Here is an 18,759-nt window from a genome sequence, read left to right on the forward strand (position 1 = left end):
ACAGAGCTCTATGATGAATTAATAAATTTAAAGGTTTGATAAGGAGATTTGTTCCATATGACACAGTTTACCGAGGAAGTCCTTGTAATAATAAAGGGAATACCATATGGGAGAGTTATGAGCTACGGACAGGTTGCAAGGCTTGCAGGAAATACTAGAGGAGCAAGGCAGGTAGTCAGGATACTTCATTCCATGTCTGAGAAGTACAATCTCCCATGGCACCGGATAATTAACTCCAAAGGCAAAATATCAATCACGGATAAAAGACATGCAGCTATTCAAAGAGAAATTCTTATATCAGAAGGAGTGGAAGTATCTGAGGACGGATGCATAGATATTTCTACATATGGAATATGAGCACGCTCTACTTGCCGGACTTACAATATCATTTTCACGGAATGGATCCAAACTGGGTGGTCAACCATGCTTATAATCTACTTAGCTTTAATTGGGAAACAAACCTCCGTAATCATTTCTTTTGGTTGATTTTCTGTTTTGGGTGAGATGTGGTATATATTAAATATATTCCCATTGAAATCATACCCATTCTCATTAATCCATTTTGCAATATCCGCATTTACAGCAAATAATTGAGGATATTCCCCTTTAAAAGTCAAGGAAGCTACTTTTATAGGCTGAATCTCTTTAAAGCGTATATCTTCAAAATCTTTATGCATTTCTGAAATTGACCTCTGTATTTCTACTGATAATCCATTGGGCGTATCCTCATGAATAATGGCAATATCATAATTAGGTACTGTATATTGTAAATTCAAATGAGCTGTTTTCAGACCCAGTCCAATCCACAGCTGCCCTTCCTCTTCATATTTAGATATTGTTTTGGTGTAACTAACTACTTTACGCTGTGGGATTTCTTTAATGGCAATATCACAGTTTGTAAAAACAGACTTTTCATCAAGACTTTTTATCGCTGTATTGAGCATCATTATCTGCCTTTGCAGAGTATTCAGGTCTTCTTGTTTCTGTGAGAGCTGTAACTGTAAATATTTTTTCCAACTTTCTGTATCTTCATATTGGCTAAGAATCTGCTTAATGATAGTTAGACTTAATCCCATTGCTTTTAGTGATTGTATTCTATTGGCACAAACCAACTGTTCTTCTTCATAGTATCGGTATCCGCTGTATTTATCAATCTGTGCTGGCTTTAATAATTCTATTTCATCATAATGGCGCAGCATATTAATACTTATTTTAGACAGCATAGCAAAATCTCCGATTTTTAGCATTTCCCTCAACTCCTTTCGATATATATCTTATCATACCTCATAATACCATGATAGCGTCAAGTCTTTTTTACTTTTTATGAATGGTATTGACTCTCACATTATACGAGGGTATATACTGATGCCATCTTATAAGAATGGAGGTATAAAAATGAACGCTATATCAATTAAAAACTTAACCAAAGCATATAAAGACGGTAAAATAGCGCTTAATGAGATGTCTCTTGATATTAAAAAGGGAGAAATATTCTCTTTGTTAGGAACAAATGGAGCAGGTAAAACCACACTTATTAATATCTTAACTACCTTTTCGGAGCCAACGTCCGGTACAATAAATATTTTGGACAAGGATATAAAAAAGGATAGAGACTTTGTACGTTCAAAAATTGCTTGTGTTGCACAATCACTTTCTATTGATGATTATTTAACATTAAAAGAAAATATGATTTTTCAAAGCCGATTGTATGGTATCGATAAAACAACAGCGCTCCAAAGAATTGATACCCTTATTACAATATTCGATTTAAAAGATTATATAAATAAGAAGGTAGCGTTATGTTCTGGAGGAATAAAACGGCGATTAGATATTGCAATGAGTATGATACCCTTTCCACAAATACTTTTCCTTGATGAACCAACAGTAGGCATGGATATCCAGTCTCGTATGGCTATGTGGGAAATGTTAAAGAGAATAAAAAAAGAGTTGCATACAACAATTATCTTAACAACACATTATCTTGAGGAAGCTGATATATTAAGTGATACCATCTGTTTTATAAAAGATGGAAATAGGATACTTCAAGATTCTCCATCAAATTTAAAACATTACACAAAGCAGAATCTGATTAAAATTTATTTGGGCAATCAAAATGATACGGAAAAAATACAGAAAAATTTGGCAAGTGTGGAGTGTGTAGATTCAAGTTCTCTGGAAGGAAATGTTATAAATCTATATGTAGCAGATTGTCATAAGAACCTGCCCGAAATCAATCCATCTTTAGCTTTTGGAACGTTTAATAAGCTATCTATATGCATTATAAAAGTCCCCCACTTCAAATGCGAAAGCAGTAAGTGGGGGACTTGCTTGTGTCAGGGTGGTTTTAAAACGATTTTGAGGCTTAAAAACAGGGGGAAAAGTGCTGTTTTTGAGCCTCAAAAAATAGCAAAAAATTAGATGACATAAATTGGCTTATCTAAAAGATATTGGTTCAAAACTCCTTCACTGCATAAAACTGATTTACTTTTTCTATGATAATTTGTTAAAAATAAAATTATGCCTTAGCCTTACGGATTTCTTCGGTGAGCACAGGAAGAACCTCAAATAAATCTCCAACAATGCCATAATCAGCAACACCAAAGATCGGTGCATCAGGGTCTTTGTTGATGGCAATCACGACATCCGAACTGCTCATTCCGGCAAGATGCTGAATTGCGCCGGAGATACCACAAGCAATATAAAGTTTGGGCCCAACCGTTTTTCCGGTCTGTCCTACCTGATGCGGGTGAGAAATCCAGCCTGCGTCAACTGCTGCACGGGAAGCACCGACTGTGGCACCGAGAACTTCGGCAAGCGCTTTAATTGGAGCAAACCCTTCCGGTCCTTTCACACCGCGTCCACCGGATACAATAATCTGTGCACCTTCTAAGTCGATTGTTTCTGCATCCATTTCTTTGATCAGTTCAAGAATCTGTGTGCGGATATCAGATTTGGGGATATGGATATTTTCCCGGATAATTTCGGCATGAGAGATTGCCTCGTCGGGCATTTTAAACACACCGGGCCGTACGGTACCAAGCTGAGGACGGTGGTCCGGACACATGATCGTGGCCATTAAGTTCCCGCCAAATGCAGGACGTGTCCATGCAACGTTTCCGGTTTGTTCATCAATATCCAATGAAGTACAGTCTGCGGTCAGACCGGTTTTTAAACGGCATGCAATACGTGGACCGAGATCGCGTCCATTGTTTGTGGCTCCAATCAGCATACTGGTCGGACCATATTTTTTCACTAATTGTTCTATAACGGCGGTGTAGGCGTCCGTAGAGTAATTCTGATATTCTTCTCCCTCGACCACAATGATTTTATCGGCACCGTGTGCGGAGACGGCTTCAATAGCCGGGGTGACATGATTGCCAATAATGATGGCAGCAAGGTTGCCGCCCTGTTTTCCGGCCATGTCTTTACCCGGACTTAAGAGCTCAAGACCGACTTTTTTTGCGGAACCATCCTCTTTTGTTTCGATAAATACCCAAAGATCTTTGCTTTTGACTTCCATGAATGTTTCCTCCTTAAATGATACCAGCGTCGCTCATAAGAGAGAACAGCTTTTTAGCTGCATCTGCGCCGGATTCTTCTTCGATTTTGACACCGCCGCTTTTTCTGGGCGGCACGAAAGTTTTCTTGACTTTTGTAGGAGAACCTTTTAGACCGGCGTGCTCCAGATTGAGGTCAGGAAGATCTGCTGCTGTGATATTTGGAATCTCAGCTTTGTTTGCTGCCATTTTACGCTTAATGGTAGGATGTCTTAAATCCCAGGAAGGCTTTGTATATGTGACGACGCAGGGAAGGGCAGAAGCAATAATCTGAATGCCTTCTTCGGTTTCCTTTTTAACTTTAATCCGGTCGCCGTCAAGTTCTGCTTCCAGGGCATAAGTAATCTGCGAATAGCCAAGATGCTCCGCAATTTCAGGACCTACCTGTGCAGTATCGCCATCAATTGCCTGCTTGCCGCAGAAGATAAGATCAAAAGCTCCTTCGGTTTCTTCGATTTTTTTTATGGCCTCAGAAAGAATGTAGCTTGTGGCAAGGGTATCGGAACCGCCGAATGCACGGTCAGTTACCAGATAGGCGGTGTCAGCGGCAATGGACAGACATTCTTTCAGTGCATTCTTTGCCTGTTCCGGTCCCATGGAAAGAACGGTGATCTTGGTGTCAGGATTGGCATCTTTTATTCGTGCAGCCGCCTCTAAGGCATATCCGTCAAATGGATTAACGATGGATGGCACACCTTCGCGGATCAGTGTATTTTTTACGGGATCAATCTTGATCTCGGTAGTATCGGGTACTTGTTTTACGCATACAAGTATATTCATGGTCATTCCTCCTGTTATTGTTTGTCTGCTGCTTGCAGCTCTCTTTTCTTTATTTTACCTGTGGCAGTGCGGGGGAAATCCTTTACGAATGCCACAAATTCGGGGACTTTAAAGCAAGCAAGGCGGCTTTGGCAATAAGCGGTGATTTCATTCGCTGTCAATGCGGCGCCATCTGCCAACTTCACGTACGCTTTTACTGCCTGATTCCGGATGGAATCAGGTACCCCGATCACAGCGGCATCCTCAATCAGAGGGTGGGAGGTGAGGACACATTCCACTTCCGCACAACTGATATTTTCGCCGGAACGTTTGATCATATCTCCGCAGCGGCCAAGAAAGAAGAGCCAGCCATCATTGTCTAAATACCCCCAGTCCCCGGAATGAAGCCAGTTGTCTTTATCAATGAGCCGCTTGGTAGCCTCTTCGTCCTTAAAGTATCCGGGTATGATGGAGCGTCCGGGAGTGCCATGTATGCAAATTTCACCCTCCGAACCGGCGGGGAGTGTATTGCCGTTTTCGTCTACGATTTTTATTTCATAGGAGACGGCTGGGCGGCCAACGGAGGGCCAATGCTGGTCTCCGTACAGTGGAACGCAGGTTACGGCGGAAACAGTTTCTGTCATGCCATAGGAGTTTAGCAGCCGTACATGGAAACGTTCCTCAAAAGCTTCTTTTTCCTCCGTTCTTAAACCCATGGAAAAGTAGATTTCCTTTAGATGATGGTTCTTTTCCCAGGGCTGCACGGGTTGCAGCAGCATAGTCCGGTTCATGATGGACATGGTATCTGTAAAGTTTGCTTTATGGTCACAAATCTGACGCCAGAATCGGCGTGCACTGTAATGCTCTACCATAACAAGAGTTGCACCGGCGCAGATAACGGGAGCCGCAGCCATTTCCTGAAAATCCATATGATAACATGGCATAGAAGTTAAAAAGATATCTCCTGTGCGCATGCCTATTTGTGCACAGTGGAAGAGTCCGCCATAAATGACATTGCAGTGGGTGTAAAGTGCGCCTTTGGGATGTTTTGTGGTGCCGGAAGTAAATAGTATCACAGCGGTTTCTTCGGCAGAGACGGAAACTTGTGCCTTTAATGAAACCGGCTGAAGCGCCATCTCTTTTTCCAGAAGATGAACGCGGGAATCTTCGCTGAAACCATCGGTTAAAATAAGAGTGTCAAGTTTCAGCTCGTTATAGTGCTCTGTGTAAATATTCAAACAGCATGGTTCTGTAATCACACGGGAAATATCGCCTTTTTGAAGTATGTATCTGCACTCATCAATTTGAAAGTGTTCATTTATAGGGACGGATACAGCCCCGATTTGAGCCAGAGCCAGCCAGCAGATCAAATACTCAGGTTTATTGTGAAGATGAAGGGCAACTAATTCCTGTTTACGAATGCCCAAAGCCAAAAAAACATTGGCAGCCTGTTTTACCTTCAGGTCAAATTCATGATAGGTAAAGCAGCTTACCTCGTCATTGACAGAAATATACTTTAAAAAAGTGTGGTCTCCGTAATAAGAAACTGTTTCATTCCATTGGCTTTGTACCGTTTTACTACCTACCATATCTGCGACCATAGTGACACTCCTTGCGTTTGTCAAATGTTATTTAGGAAAGTTTATCGATTAATGCCGGAACAATTTTGTACATGTCCCCTACAAGTCCAAAATCTGCATTCTTAAAGATCGGTGCAGCTTTGTCCTTGTTGATGGCAATGATGACCTTGGATTTATTAATGCCGCCAATGTGCTGCACCTGCCCGGATAAACCTAAGGTTACGATTAAGTCCGGTTTTACCTGTACACCGGTAATTCCCAGGTAGCATGCTTTTGGCATCCATTTATTATTTTCGGCTATTGGACGGGAACATCCAACCTCTGCATCGAGTAATTTAGCCAGCTTGCGGCACATGTCCAAATCTTCTTCAGCAGCAAGTCCGCGGCCTATATCTATAATCCGTTTTGCGGCTGCCAGATTCACGGCACCTTCCTTTTTTTCATTGCGGGAGATACGTGGGATGGAACCTTCCGGTGCGCCTTCAATGGCCCTTATATCTGTGGTTTCCCCTCCGGCAGGCGCCACATCGAAGATACCGCCTGCGATGGTCACTATGCCGTAAGGCTTTGTAAATATCTCTTTACGCTGTGCGGTGCCGCCATACACCATGCGGCTGCAGATAAATTTATCTTCTTCGACGGAAAGATTATTGGCACCGCTGATGACAGCGGTATCTAAATATACGGAAATTTTTCCGGCTAACAGGTGTCCGCGTATGCTGTTGTTCACCAGCACAATGGCATTTGGAACCGCCTTTATTTCGGCAGCGATGGCAGACGCGTAATCCTCCGGTGCACCTTCTTCGGCAACGGGACAGAAAATGATTTTGTCCGCCGAGCAGTTTGCAGCAGCTTTTGCAGCAGTCTCATCGCCGAAAACAATGGCAGTAACACTGTCAGCCAGAGTTTTTGCTCCGCAGCAGAACTCGGGAAGCACAGAGTAATTATCACTTACAATAAAAATAGATGGAATAGCCATATCAATGATCCTCCTTTACTAGATTGATTTTAGAAACCTTCTTTCTTTAAGAACTGAACCAGTGCGCTCACTGCTTCCTCACCATCTCCCTCAATAATCTCCTGGCGGCGGTCCTGCGCGGCAGGAGCCAGCTGTTCTAATGTCTGGGTCGATGCATCGGTTTTTGCTTCAATGGTCAACTCATTAACAGGCTTTTTGCCAGCTTTCATAATGTCACGCATACTCGGTACGGCCGGGATGTTGATTTCAGAAGAAACGGATAATACTGCGGGAAGGGGAATTTCCAATGCCTCCACCCCGTTTTCTAAGGTGCGTTCCACTAAAAGCGTGGACTCTGATAATACTTTAATGCCGGTGATATTGTTCATAACAGGAATACCAAGCAAAGTGCCGGCCTGGATGCCGACTTCCTGCGCATAGAGATCACTGGAACCTGCTCCGCATATTACAACATCGTATTCCATGAGCTTTAATGCCCCGGCGATTGCCTTGGCAGTCTGCAGAGAATCAAAACATTCATCGGAGTCATCCGGTACAAGGCTTAATTCGTCTGCGCCTCTGGATAAAATATCTTTTCGGATTTTTGAATTTGCTAAAGAGGCTGCCGGACCAATGCTGAGTGCAGTCATAGTTCCGTTAGTTTCTGATGCTAACTGCTTTCCGGTTTCAAGGGCATTCAAATCATACTGGCTGATTTTTAAGGAAGCGCCAGTCATGGACAATTCACGATTTGGAAGGATGCTGATTTCTTCTTCGTTTGGAACAATTTTACAACATGCAATTATTTTCATAGTAATCACCCATCTGTCCTTTCTTTACATTGTAATTTATTTTGTCTGTAAGAACAAGTACTTTCTCGTGAAAGCAATGTGCTTGTTTTTATATTAACAAAAAGATTTATTTTGTCAACAGGTGAAAAGAAAAAATGTTAACTTTTGTGAGAAATATTAAAAAAAGCGTTGGGTAAAAATGCGAAAAAAAAGTGGTTTATAACCTAAAAATGTAAAATGTGCATGAAAAACATAGTTAAAAATTAGACGAAATATAGTTTGACTTATGATTTATGTGCATGTTATACTAAAACACACAACTTGAAAAGGATGTCGATTTTCCTTGATTTCACGTAAAAGTAAAACGGAAAGGGAGTGCAGATCATGAAGCCACTTTGTTCATTGAAGGTTTTGGATATGACAGATGGTAACCCGTATACAGGCAGCATGTTTGCTGATTATGGTGCGGAGGTTCTAAAGATTGAGAAACCGGATGGAGGAGATTCTGTTCGCAGACGCGGTGCAGCTGATGCTGGTGAGGGAATTTACCAGGCTTTTTACAATCGCGGCAAAAAGAGCATGACGCTGGATATCAATAAGGAGGCAGGTCAGGAGATTATAAGGCGTCTGATACCACAATTTGATATGCTGATTGTCAATAAAAAAGAAGAGGATATGAAAGCACTGGGACTTGGATTTGAATCGTTAAAAGAAAAAAACCCTAAATTGATTTACGGAGTTCTCACACCGTATGGAGAAAGCGGGCCGTGGAAGGATATGCCGGATTATGATTTGCTGATTAATTCCCGTTCCGGTTTACAGGAAAAGACGGGATTTCCTGAAAAGCCTACGAAATTTGGTTTCCCCTTGGGATATATTTATGCAGGCTGGCATTTAAGTGCCGGAATGCTGGCGGCTTATATGAACATGCAGAAAACAGGGGAAGGGATAAAGGTTTCTGTCAGCGTGTGGCATACGCTGATGTCACTGGATGATACGTTTGCAGAAGGCCTTCTTGGCATGAATGCACTGCCAAAGAGAATTGGAAATGGTTTCCCAACGACTAATCCCACCGATACATTCCGGTGTAAGGATGGCTGGTTTTCTTTGAGTATCGGCAGCGATGCACAGTGGATCTCTTTTGCACAGTGTGCGGGCCGAAAGGACTGGGCGGAAGATCCCCGTTATGCACATGATCCTGCCCGTTCCATGGAAAATTATTTTGGAGATCTGGACCAGCAGTTAAAAGATTATTTTGCCACAATTACCATCCAGGAGGCAGACATGATTTGCCGGGAGGCAATGGTACCAGGTGGTCCGTGCAATACGGTGATGGAACTGGCACATGATGAACAGGTTGCAGACAGAGAGATGCTGCTTCATATTCAGGATAAAAAGCTTGGCGATACGCTGCAGATTGGAAAAGCGGCAAAGTTTTCATGGGATGGAAAAGAGGACCATGTGATTGATTCCGCACCGTTGCTTGGAGAAGATACCGATGATTATCTGGCGGGAATTAATATAGAGCAGGTTGAGATTGCACGTTTGCGGGCAGACGGCGTGATCTGACAGGAATGAAATATATGGAAAGGGGTAGAAAAAATGGCCAAATGGGAATCAAAGGGCGTATTTAAGGGCATGAAAGTTTTAGACTTTACCATTGCATTGGCGGGAGTCTTTACGGCGTGGCAGTTTGCTGATTTAGGAGCAGAGGTGTGGAAGGTAGAGAGATACAACGCCGGTGATCAATCCAGAACATGGGATCCATTTGTAAATGGCATGAGTACGCTTTACTGCGCCTATAACAAAAATAAGCAAAGCATTGAACTGGATCTTTCCTCAGAGGAAGGGAAAAACGTCATTTATGAGATGGTAAAACAATGCGATGTGGTATTGGAAAATTTTAAGAGCGGTTCGATCGACCGGCTGGGACTTGGGTATGACAAATTAAAGGAAATCAATCCCGGGATTGTGTTTATGTCGCTGAGCGGTTTTGGTGCCAGCGGGCCGCTGATGAAATATCCCTGCTATGATGCGATCGCGGCTGCGCGTGGTGGTTTTGCGGCCAGCAATGGTGAGGCAGAGGGGGCTCCGGTGAAAGCGGGAAATGCAAACTGTGATACGCTTACCGGAATCTATGGGTTTAATGCGGTGCTTATGGCATTGATCGAAGCCCGCAGGACTGGAAAGGGATGCAGAATTGACATTGGAATGTCGGATGTTGTAATGGAGGCATGTGCAGAAACAGTAATGGATTACGGTATGGAAGGAAAGGCCCAGGCACGTTTTGGGAATCATGATCGTTTTACTGCACCCTATGGGATCTTTGAGGCAAGGGATGGCTGGGTATCCATCATTGCCGATACCCAGGAAAAGTGGAAAGCCCTTGCCAATACTTTGGAGCTGACAGACTTGCTTTCAGACTCCCGGTTTGCAACAAATGAAGCACGCATTGCAAACAGGGAAGTACTTATCGAAAAGATAGAAGGGGTGACCCGTACCATGTTCCGCAAAGAAGCAGAAGAAAAGCTTTTGGCGGTGAACGTCGGAGCATCGGAGGTTCTGCCATTTATTGAAGCTTATACATCGGACCATGCGAACCAGACAGATGTCACGGCTCTGGCATGGCAGGACAACATTGGTTCCATCCGCTTTTACAATAATCCCATCCGGTTCAATGATGAGATATGCCCGATTCACAGGGGCTCGCCGCTGCTGGGGCAGGATTCAAGGGATATACTGGAGAAAGCAGGATATTCAAGGGAAGGGATTCAAAAATTAATTGATGATGGCGTTGTTGGTGAACACATGTTTTAAAAAACAACGAAAGAGAATGCAGGGAGGTGAGTGATGGAAGTACAGAGATTTGTTTTGGGAATATTTAAGACAAATTGTTATATTATTTCAGGCAAGAGTTTGGGCAAATGTATTTTAATTGATCCGGCAGATGATGCAGAGATAATCAGGAAATGGCTTATGCAGCAGAATCTGGTTCCGGAGGCCATTCTTCTTACCCATGGACATTATGACCACTTTCTGGCAGTTCCCAAGCTGCAGGCGTTGTGGAAGGAACTTCCTGTGTACTGTCATTTGCTGGACTGCCCCAAGGAAAAAGAGGAGCATGACATGGGCATGGTGTTTCCCACTGTAGCTGCGTTTTCAAATGTCAAAGGAATCAAAGAAGGTCAGAAGCTTTGGTTGGCGGGTTTTGAGATTACCGTGTACCACACGCCGGGGCATACAAAAGGGTCTGTACTGTTTTTGGTGGAGGATGGACTATTTACGGGAGATACACTGTTTTGCAATAGCATTGGACGTACGGACTTTCCAGGAGGTGATGATGCCCAGATGCATTTGTCATTGCGCCGGATTTCAGAAATGAAAGGAGGTTATAACGTGTATCCGGGGCATGATGGGCTTACGACACTTTCGGCAGAAAAAAGAAATAACCCGTATTTACAATGTTTCTGCAAAGATTCAGGCAGATTACATAAATAACAGGAGGTAAAGAAGCATGGAGAATCAAAAGGTACTTACAGAATTAAGGGATGAGGTGTTGATTGTAACGATCAACCGCAACGAGAAGAGGAATGCCATTGATCCGGAAACATCTGAAAGGCTGGAAGAAATTTTTAATGATGCGGAAAATGATTCAAAGGTACGCTGTATTATCATAACAGGCGCCGGAGAAAGAAGCTTCTGTGCGGGAGAAGATTTAAGTGCATACGATGAAAATGGCGGTTGTCAGACGATTATGGCCCATGGTTTCGCTGGAATCACAGAAAGGGTGTCCACAAAACCGATTATCTGCGCGGCAAATGGAACAGCAGTTGCAGGGGGACTTGAAATTGCAGTGTCATGTGATCTGATCGTGGCGGCAGAACATGCAAAATTTGGACTTTCTGAGGTGAAGGTAGGTCTTTTGGCAACCAGCGGCGGACTGATTCGCCTTCCCAAGCTGGTGCCGCCTAAAATTGCGGCGGAGATGTGCCTGACTGGAAAATTAATTTCGGCGTCCCGCGCATATGAGATTGGCCTGGTGAATTATGTGGTGCCTTCAGACCAGGTACTTGAAAAGGCATTGGAGCTTGCCCATATTATCGCTGCAAATGCGCCGATTTCTCTGAAGCTGACGAAAGAAATTTTACACATTGCTCCCCAGGTATCGCAGGAGGATGCGCAGCGCTTCTGTAACCGCTGCTGGGATTATATAGAAAAAACAGAAGATTCAGTAGAAGGACCAAGAGCATTTCTGGAAAAACGAAAACCTGACTGGCAGGGAAAATGATTGAAAACCGGGGAGTCTCCCGTAAGGGATAATAATAGATAGAATAATGGAGGAAAGAAATATGGATTTTAGAATTACAGAGGAACAGGAATTAATGGTACAGGCAATTGAAGAGGCATTGGCACGTGAAAATTTAGAAAGCTATTTTCAGGAATGTGATAAGAATCACGAGCATCCCCACAAGTTCTGGGATATTTTAAAAGAATTGGGATGCTTTAGCATGTTCTTGCCGGAGGAGGCAGGCGGAGACGGTGAGGGTGCGATTACCATGCTCCTTGTGATGGAAGCCCTGGGAAGATGCGGAACGCCGGTATACTTATTCTGGGATCATGTGAAAGCAGATGCATTACTGGAGAACGGAACAAAAGAGCAGATTGAAAAATTCATGCCATTGTTTTTTGAGGGGAATCCGGCATATGCACAGGGCTTTTCGGAACCGACTGCAGGTACGGATCTTTCCAGTGGCACAATTTTGACCACCTATACACGCAGAAATGGAAAAGTATATATCAATGGACACAAGCACTTTATCTCCGGTGCGCAGGGAAGTGATTACTGCCTGACACTTGCAAAGAACAGTGAAAACCCAGAGCAGCTGACCTTATGGTTTGTTCCTACCAATGGCCCCGGCTGTAAGAAGGAGCCTATGGAGACCATGGGTCTGAATATGGAGAATGTAAATGATATCTGGTTTGACGATGTAGAAATCGAAGAAAAGGATATGTTCAGCACAGAAGGAAACGGTCTGCTGGCGACCTCAAAGGGATTTGATTATGAGCGTCTCATTGATGCGTTTAACGCATACGCACAGGCTTTGTGTGCATACGAAGATGCATGCAGATATGCAAACCAGAGAATCGCTTTTGGCAAAGAAATCGGAAGATTACAGCTGATTCAAAACCATATTATGGAGATGGCAATGAGAATTGAAGCAATGCGTGATATGCTGCTGCACTTTGCATGGAATAAGGATAATGGCATCCTAAGAAGAGAAGAAGCATCCATTGCAAAGCAGTTCTGCTCCGAATCTGCCAACATTGTGGTAGATCACGCCATGCAGGTAATGGCAGGCATCGGATTCTGCGGAAGCCGTGTAAGCCGTATTTACCGTGATCTTAGAATCACACGTATCTCTGGAGGTACTGGCGAGATTCAGACAGTGATAGCAAGCAGGCAGATTTTGAAAAAATATCGATAAGGCCGGCAGATACTAGAGGTAAAAGGAGATAATTATGGAATTTAAGTTAAATGATGAGCAGGAGTTATTGCGTGACACAATTCGGGAATTTGTAGAAGCGGAAATTGCGCCCATTGCAGCAGAACTTGACAGGGAGGAGAGATTTCCAGAAGAGTTGATACCGCAGCTTGGGGAAATCGGCGTAATGGGTATTCCGATTCCGGAGGAGTATGGCGGAGTCGGAATGGGAGACTTAGAATGTGCCATGGCGGTGGAAGAGATTTCAAAAGCATGTGCAAGCACAGGTGTTACCGTATCGATCCATACCTCTTTTTGCTGCTGGCCCATTCTTGCTTTTGGGACAGAAGAGCAGAAGCAGAAGTATCTGCCGGATTTGGCCGCAGGCGAAAAGCTTGGTGCCTTTGGCCTGACCGAGCCGAACGCCGGTACGGATGCTGCCATGCAGGCAACAACGGCTTCCGATGAAGGGGATCATTATCTGTTAAATGGAAGTAAGATTTTTATTACCAATGGGTCTTACGCTGATGTATATATCATCTTTGCAGTGACAGATAAGAAATTGGGAAAGAAAGGGATCAGCGCATTCATTCTTGAAAAAGGGATGGACGGATTTACCTTTGGAAGCAAGGAGCATAAAATGGGAATCCGCGGCTCAGCTACCTATGAGCTGGTATTTGACAACGTTAAGGTTCCAAAGGAAAATTTACTTGGTGAAGCCGGAAAAGGCTTCAAGATTGCCATGGCCACACTTGATGGGGGCCGTATTGGGATTGCAGCACAGGCACTTGGCATTGCCCAGGGGGCAATTGACGCAGCCACGGCATATGTAAAAGAGCGTGTCCAGTTCGGAAAGCCGATTTCTGCTTTCCAGAACACACAGTTTACGTTGGCGGATATGCAGACACGTGTCGACGCGGCTCGTTTGCTGGTCTACCGTGCCGCATGTATGAAGACGGCAGGAGAAAAATATACTGCACAGGCATCAATGGCAAAATTATATGCGTCTGAAACTGCCGGGTATGTGACCAGCAAAGCGGTTCAGATGTTTGGAGGATACGGCTATACCAGAGAGTATCCGGTGGAAAGAATGATGCGTGATGCAAAGATTACGGAAATCTATGGCGGGACCAGCGAGGTTCAGAAGATAGTTATAGCCGCGGATATGGGAATGAAATAGTCCTGTGAAAGGAGTGCTTGTGTCCGAATCTGCATGAGGCGAAAGGAGCATATTTTACCATGGGAGAAATCATTTTTTCAATTTGCGTTGGCGGATGTCTGGTTGCATCAGGTATCATCATGATTGTTGTTCTGAAAAAGGAAGAGAAACGAAATGATATACGATAAAAATACCGTTTTGTTTTTGCAAAGTGGAGAGGGGTGACCCGGTGAGCATTTATTTTTGGGGTGTTATTATAAGTATTATAATATATATGGCGGTTGGCTTATATGCCGGCCGCCAGGTAAAAGATGCCAATGACTACTATGTCAGTGGAAGAAATGCTCCCACTTTTTTGATTACTGGTACATTGATTGCCTCCATGTTGTCTGTAAACGGATTTATGGGGGATCAGGGCTGGTGTTACACTGGAAATATTACTTCTTTAGTGCTTTTAAATTCCATGTGCGCCTGCGGTTATGTGTTTGGTCCTCTTGTGTTTGGAAGATATTTAAGACGCTCTGAATGTACTACGATGCCAGAGTATTTTGGCGTGCGCTATCATGACCGGAAAATCAGACGTGTGGCAGGAATCATTACCATTATTTCCTTGACGGCATATCTGTTGGCATGTATTACGGGTGTAGGTATTCTGATACAGGAACTGACCGGACTGCCTCATGAATTGACATTGTTTTTGGCATGGCTTTGTTTTACGGTATTCACCTTTTACTCTGGCTCAAAAGGAGTGGTTTTAACAGATACGCTGATGTTTTTAGTATTTCTGTTTGGGGTAATCCTTGCAGGACCGGTTATTTTCAAAGCTCAAGGCGGGATTGGTGAACTACTGACGAATCTGATGAACAATCCGGCCGCGCCCCAGGGACTGTTGGATTATCATGGAAATATTGCCGGTACGGGAGCGAAGGATGTGTTTGGAGCGGTGATGTATGCGGTTACCATGGGCATTATCTGGTTAATCACTGTGGCGGTATCACCGTGGCAGGCGGGACGAAATCTTATGGCTAAAAGTGAACATGTGACATTCCGTTCCGGTGCTGTCGCAGCAATCTGTACGGTCGTATTTCTGCTGTTTCTGAATTTGCAGTCGGTGGCTGTGCTAAATTTAAATGGAGCCCTGGAAGATCCGCAGCGTGTATTGATATGGGCATCCTTTGAAGTGCTTCCCAAACTGATTGGGACATTAATGCTGGCCGGCATTACAGCCGCAGGCCTGTCAAGTGCCTCCACGTTCCTGTCGGTCATCGGGTTTTCGGTAACGTCGGATATTATTGACAGGAAATTTAATTCGGAAGCAGAAAAGCTTAAGCACAGCCGTATCATGATGCTGACGGTAGGGATTCTGGCACTTGTGCTGGCTTATCTTGGAATGGGCGGCGTGCGTGTGATTTCCTGGTTTGCATCCACAATTATTGCAGCCAGCTGGGTAGTGCCGGGGGTTGGCGGCATTGTGTGCAAAAAGTTATCTGCAACCGGTGCCAGATGGGCGATGATTTCCGGCTTTTTGGGATTTGTCATTCCAAAATGTCTTGTAGGGCTTGGGATCAGTCCTTTTGCAGGTGTTTTTGTGAATTTCCTGGATCCGTTTTTTATCGGAATCTATTTAAGCTTATTCTTTGCGCTGATTGGCACAAAACTGCACCAGGCAGGAACAGAGGAGATGGAATACCACCAGAAATTAATGATATTGCCGGAAAAAGAAAAAGTGGTGTCCGAATATAAGCAGGATCTCCGCTATGGATATATTCTGATTATTGCAGGCGTCATAACGACGCTGGTGCTGCTGTTTGGCTGGGCGCTGCCTTATAATGGTATTATATAATAAAAAATGTGGACAAATGAAAACCTTGTTATACATATGCGGCGGAAATTCCAAATGCATTTGTTATTGTTGCTACTGAAAAAAATAAAACAAAAGAGGTAGAAAAATGGGGAAAGAAAAAAAAACCGGAAAAGTTATAACCCTTATTTTGATGATGTTGTCGTTGAACACGATTTATGTTTTGCCATATCTGATGTATACATATTATGCACCGCTTCAGGAAGCAATGGGGCTGGTCGGAAGGGATGCGGATTATGGTAAATTGTTGAATGTGTATGGCATTGCCAATATTATTCTTTATATTCCCGGAGGGATGATTGCGGATAAGTTTGATGCAAAAAAGCTTTTGATTTTTTCCATGATAGGAACAGGAGCCCTTGGATTATGGGAAGCAACATGGCCAAGCTACACAATACTGATGATCATCCATGTTGCATGGGCATTTACGACAGTACTGACTTACTGGTCGGCATCGATTAAATGTATCAACGTGATTGCTGGGGCAGATGAGCAGGGGAGTATGTATGGCTCACTGGAAGCAGGGCGCGGGATTGTAGGTATTATTCTTACGACCATTTTTGTAGGCATATTTACAAAATTTTCAGCCGATAGTTCAAAGGCAATGAGTTATGTAGTTATCACCTGCAGCGTGGTTATGATTCTGGTTGGTATTGCAATGGTTTTCCTGATGCCTGTAACAAATGTTGAGGGCGCTACAAATAAAGGATTGCTTGACAGTGTCAAAGCAATGGGCCAGGCGCTTAGGAGGCCGGTTACCTATTTGCTTTCCGGAATGATTTTTGGCGCTTGTATTGCACAGGCAGGAATCTCTTATCTGGCGCCATATCTGGCGAATGTATGTGGTATGGATCAGAATATGACCGTTATTTTTGCGAATTATAACCGGACAATCTGTACGTTAATCGGTGCTTCAATCGCAGCGTTTGCCGCGAAAAAGATGGGACGCTCAAGTAAGTTTATGATTTATGCGGGATTTGGTTCTATAGTCAGTTACGTATTGCTGGTGCTGATACCAGGATCTGCGGCAATGATGTTTCCGATTCTGGTTATTATGGTTTTCTCTACCTTGTGCTATCCGGTATTCCGCGCATTATACTATGCAGTTGTGGATGAACTTGGAACACAGAAAAATGTGGTGGGAAGTGTTATCGGAATTGCATCTATTTTGGGATTCCTTCCGGATACCTTTTACACTTCCATGTGCGGTGCAAGATTAGAGGCAGACCCGGTTGGCGGATACAAATTCGTATTTATTACTTGTATGGCGGCTATGGCCCTCGGTTTAATCTGTGCCTTTATCAGTGACCGTAAAATTTTAAAATACAGGGAAACGGATGAGTACAAAGCTTCGATAAAGCAGGCAGATATGTAAAATCCCGGAACGGGGAAAGGCGGCACCTTGATAGAAAATAGCGGGCAGTACTTTTGTTTTATATTATAGGAAATTATGCTATTTACATAAGAGGAATAGTTTAGTATAATTCAGACAAATGCAAATTTTTCAGAGAAGAGACCGATACCTACTGCATGATGCAATGATAAGGAGAATGTTTTTATGCAAAGAATAACAATTAAAGATATTGCAGCAGAGGTAGGGGTTTCACATACCACAGTATCTTATGTCCTAAATAATAATATAAATCAGAGAATATCAGATAAAACACGTGAAGCGGTGTTAGACGCAGCGAGGCGTTTGAAGTATATACCGAATGAAACTGCACGTTCTCTTCGTAAGGACAGTACGGAATGTATCGCAGTGGCATTGGAAAAATCTGTGGCTCAGAGCCGGTTCGGCAGGCTGCTGCAGGGAATACGGGAAGAGCTTGGGGCAGAAGGATATGGTCTTATGCTGATGGATTTCCAGATGAAGAAAGAAAGCAAGTGTCCGGAGTATGTGGAAAGCGTGCTGCAGCGGCGGACGGATGGGGGTTATTTTTATTTCTTCAGATGGTCTGCCGCCGGTCTGCAGCAGGATGATCGACAACTATAAAATTCCCTTTGTTGCCTGTGACTGCTGTCCTGATGAAGAGGGGCTGGCTTCTGTAAGCTTTGATTATGAAGATGGGGCTTTTGAAGTAGCATGTTGTCTTTTGGGAGAGGGCGCAAAGCGGATTCTGTACTGGCAGCCGGGCGTAGACAGTCTGCAGGAGGAATATCGGTTATGCGGATTGAAAAAAGCCATGGAGTTGTATCCGGATGCTGAGCTTACCGTGTGCAAGGTCCCCGTTATGCAAGGTACATCTTCGAACGACCGGCATACGGCATTTGATGATATGTGCAAGCGCTCTCTTACCCAGAATGTTCTGCCAAGACTCAGAGTATTTGAACAGAATGACGCTGTGATTTGTGGCTGGGGAGTGATGATAAAGTATTTATGTGCTGCTTTATATCAGAGAAAAGAATTAGAGATCAAGATTGCCGTGCTTTCTGATTCAGATGTTCCGGTGGTTCCTGGCATGAATATCATGGTCAGCAGACCGGAATATATACGAGGGGGGATGGAGAGTGCAAGACTGCTTCTTTCCCAGATTCATAAAGAACCCTACGAGAGCAGAATTGTAATTGCACCGACACCGCCTACTTATGTAAAAATATGAAACCTGAATGC

At 43.7% G+C, this 18,759-nt stretch carries 18 protein-coding genes and 1 pseudogene; 13 read left to right on the forward strand and 6 right to left on the reverse strand.

Going from position 1 to position 18,759, the window contains the following annotated elements:
• Positions 1-57: 57 nt before the first annotated feature.
• A complete protein-coding gene (locus ABFV83_RS03060; protein WP_349947474.1) occupies positions 58-357 on the forward strand; it encodes an MGMT family protein in 300 nt (99 codons plus the stop codon).
• Positions 354-446, forward strand: a pseudogene (locus ABFV83_RS03065) (DUF4261 domain-containing protein); the annotation flags it as partial. The gene ABFV83_RS03060 and the pseudogene ABFV83_RS03065, both read left to right, overlap by 4 nt.
• On the opposite strand, the gene ABFV83_RS03070 reads toward ABFV83_RS03065, so the two are convergent.
• A complete protein-coding gene (locus ABFV83_RS03070; protein ID WP_349947475.1) occupies positions 435-1,247 on the reverse strand; it encodes a MerR family transcriptional regulator in 813 nt (270 codons plus the stop codon). The pseudogene ABFV83_RS03065 and the gene ABFV83_RS03070 overlap by 12 nt on opposite strands.
• Positions 1,248-1,395: 148 nt before the next feature.
• On the opposite strand from ABFV83_RS03070, the gene ABFV83_RS03075 reads away from it, so the two are divergent.
• The gene (locus ABFV83_RS03075; protein WP_349947476.1) at positions 1,396-2,418 is read left to right on the forward strand and encodes an ABC transporter ATP-binding protein; all 1,023 of its coding nucleotides are present in this window, start codon (positions 1,396-1,398) and stop codon (positions 2,416-2,418) included.
• 97 nt (positions 2,419-2,515) lie between these two features.
• On the opposite strand, the gene ABFV83_RS03080 is transcribed toward ABFV83_RS03075, so the two are convergent.
• Genes ABFV83_RS03080 through fixA form a run of 5 tightly spaced genes read right to left on the reverse strand, consistent with a single transcriptional unit; the run spans position 2,516 to position 7,666 of the window.
• On the reverse strand, positions 2,516-3,520 hold the full coding sequence (locus ABFV83_RS03080; RefSeq protein WP_349947477.1) for an electron transfer flavoprotein subunit alpha/FixB family protein: 1,005 nt from the start codon (positions 3,518-3,520) through the stop codon (positions 2,516-2,518).
• A gap of 13 nt (positions 3,521-3,533) precedes the next feature.
• Positions 3,534-4,337, reverse strand: coding sequence for an electron transfer flavoprotein subunit beta/FixA family protein (locus ABFV83_RS03085; RefSeq protein ID WP_349947478.1), 804 nt, complete (start codon positions 4,335-4,337; stop codon positions 3,534-3,536).
• A gap of 14 nt (positions 4,338-4,351) precedes the next feature.
• Entirely contained in the window at positions 4,352-5,917 is a 1,566-nt protein-coding gene (locus ABFV83_RS03090; protein WP_349947479.1) for an AMP-binding protein, read from the reverse strand.
• A 31-nt stretch (positions 5,918-5,948) separates the two neighbouring features.
• Positions 5,949-6,875: an FAD-binding protein gene (locus ABFV83_RS03095; RefSeq protein ID WP_349947480.1), complete on the reverse strand. Its 927-nt coding sequence runs from the start codon at positions 6,873-6,875 to the stop codon at positions 5,949-5,951.
• 29 nt (positions 6,876-6,904) lie between these two features.
• Entirely contained in the window at positions 6,905-7,666 is a 762-nt protein-coding gene (gene fixA / locus ABFV83_RS03100) for a putative electron transfer flavoprotein FixA (protein ID WP_349947481.1), read from the reverse strand.
• 363 nt (positions 7,667-8,029) lie between these two features.
• Here fixA and ABFV83_RS03105 point away from each other — a divergent pair, with 363 nt between their 5' ends.
• The 10 genes from ABFV83_RS03105 to ABFV83_RS03150 all read left to right on the forward strand — a co-directional run bounded on the left by ABFV83_RS03105 (position 8,030) and on the right by ABFV83_RS03150 (position 18,748).
• Entirely contained in the window at positions 8,030-9,214 is a 1,185-nt protein-coding gene (locus tag ABFV83_RS03105; RefSeq protein ID WP_349947482.1) for a CoA transferase, read from the forward strand.
• A gap of 33 nt (positions 9,215-9,247) precedes the next feature.
• Positions 9,248-10,462, forward strand: a complete 1,215-nt coding sequence (locus ABFV83_RS03110; RefSeq protein ID WP_349947483.1) for a CaiB/BaiF CoA-transferase family protein — start codon at positions 9,248-9,250, stop codon at positions 10,460-10,462.
• Positions 10,463-10,495: 33 nt separating this feature from the next.
• The gene (locus tag ABFV83_RS03115) at positions 10,496-11,143 is read left to right on the forward strand and encodes an MBL fold metallo-hydrolase (protein ID WP_349947484.1); all 648 of its coding nucleotides are present in this window, start codon (positions 10,496-10,498) and stop codon (positions 11,141-11,143) included.
• Between the two features lie 16 nt (positions 11,144-11,159).
• Positions 11,160-11,933, forward strand: a complete 774-nt coding sequence (locus ABFV83_RS03120) for an enoyl-CoA hydratase-related protein (protein WP_349947485.1) — start codon at positions 11,160-11,162, stop codon at positions 11,931-11,933.
• Positions 11,934-11,994: 61 nt separating this feature from the next.
• Positions 11,995-13,131, forward strand: coding sequence for an acyl-CoA dehydrogenase family protein (locus ABFV83_RS03125; protein ID WP_349947486.1), 1,137 nt, complete (start codon positions 11,995-11,997; stop codon positions 13,129-13,131).
• Positions 13,132-13,165: 34 nt separating this feature from the next.
• Positions 13,166-14,308 (forward strand): acyl-CoA dehydrogenase, encoded by a 1,143-nt coding sequence (locus ABFV83_RS03130; RefSeq protein WP_349947487.1) that lies wholly within the window; start codon positions 13,166-13,168, stop codon positions 14,306-14,308.
• 208 nt (positions 14,309-14,516) lie between these two features.
• Positions 14,517-16,130 carry a sodium:solute symporter family protein gene (locus ABFV83_RS03135; protein ID WP_349947488.1) on the forward strand — a complete coding sequence of 538 codons (1,614 nt, stop codon included), beginning with the start codon at positions 14,517-14,519 and terminating at the stop codon, positions 16,128-16,130.
• A gap of 106 nt (positions 16,131-16,236) precedes the next feature.
• Complete coding sequence (locus tag ABFV83_RS03140) at positions 16,237-17,523, forward strand: MFS transporter (RefSeq protein ID WP_349947489.1); 1,287 nt, start codon at positions 16,237-16,239, stop codon at positions 17,521-17,523.
• Between the two features lie 183 nt (positions 17,524-17,706).
• Positions 17,707-18,141 (forward strand): LacI family DNA-binding transcriptional regulator, encoded by a 435-nt coding sequence (locus ABFV83_RS03145; RefSeq protein WP_349947490.1) that lies wholly within the window; start codon positions 17,707-17,709, stop codon positions 18,139-18,141.
• Positions 18,125-18,748 carry a hypothetical protein gene (locus tag ABFV83_RS03150; RefSeq protein ID WP_349947491.1) on the forward strand — a complete coding sequence of 208 codons (624 nt, stop codon included), beginning with the start codon at positions 18,125-18,127 and terminating at the stop codon, positions 18,746-18,748. Before ABFV83_RS03145 ends, ABFV83_RS03150 begins: the two co-directional genes overlap by 17 nt.
• Positions 18,749-18,759 lie beyond the last annotated feature (11 nt).

It is taken from the genome of Lacrimispora sp. BS-2 (genome assembly GCF_040207125.1).
Lineage (GTDB): Bacteria > Bacillota > Clostridia > Lachnospirales > Lachnospiraceae > Lacrimispora.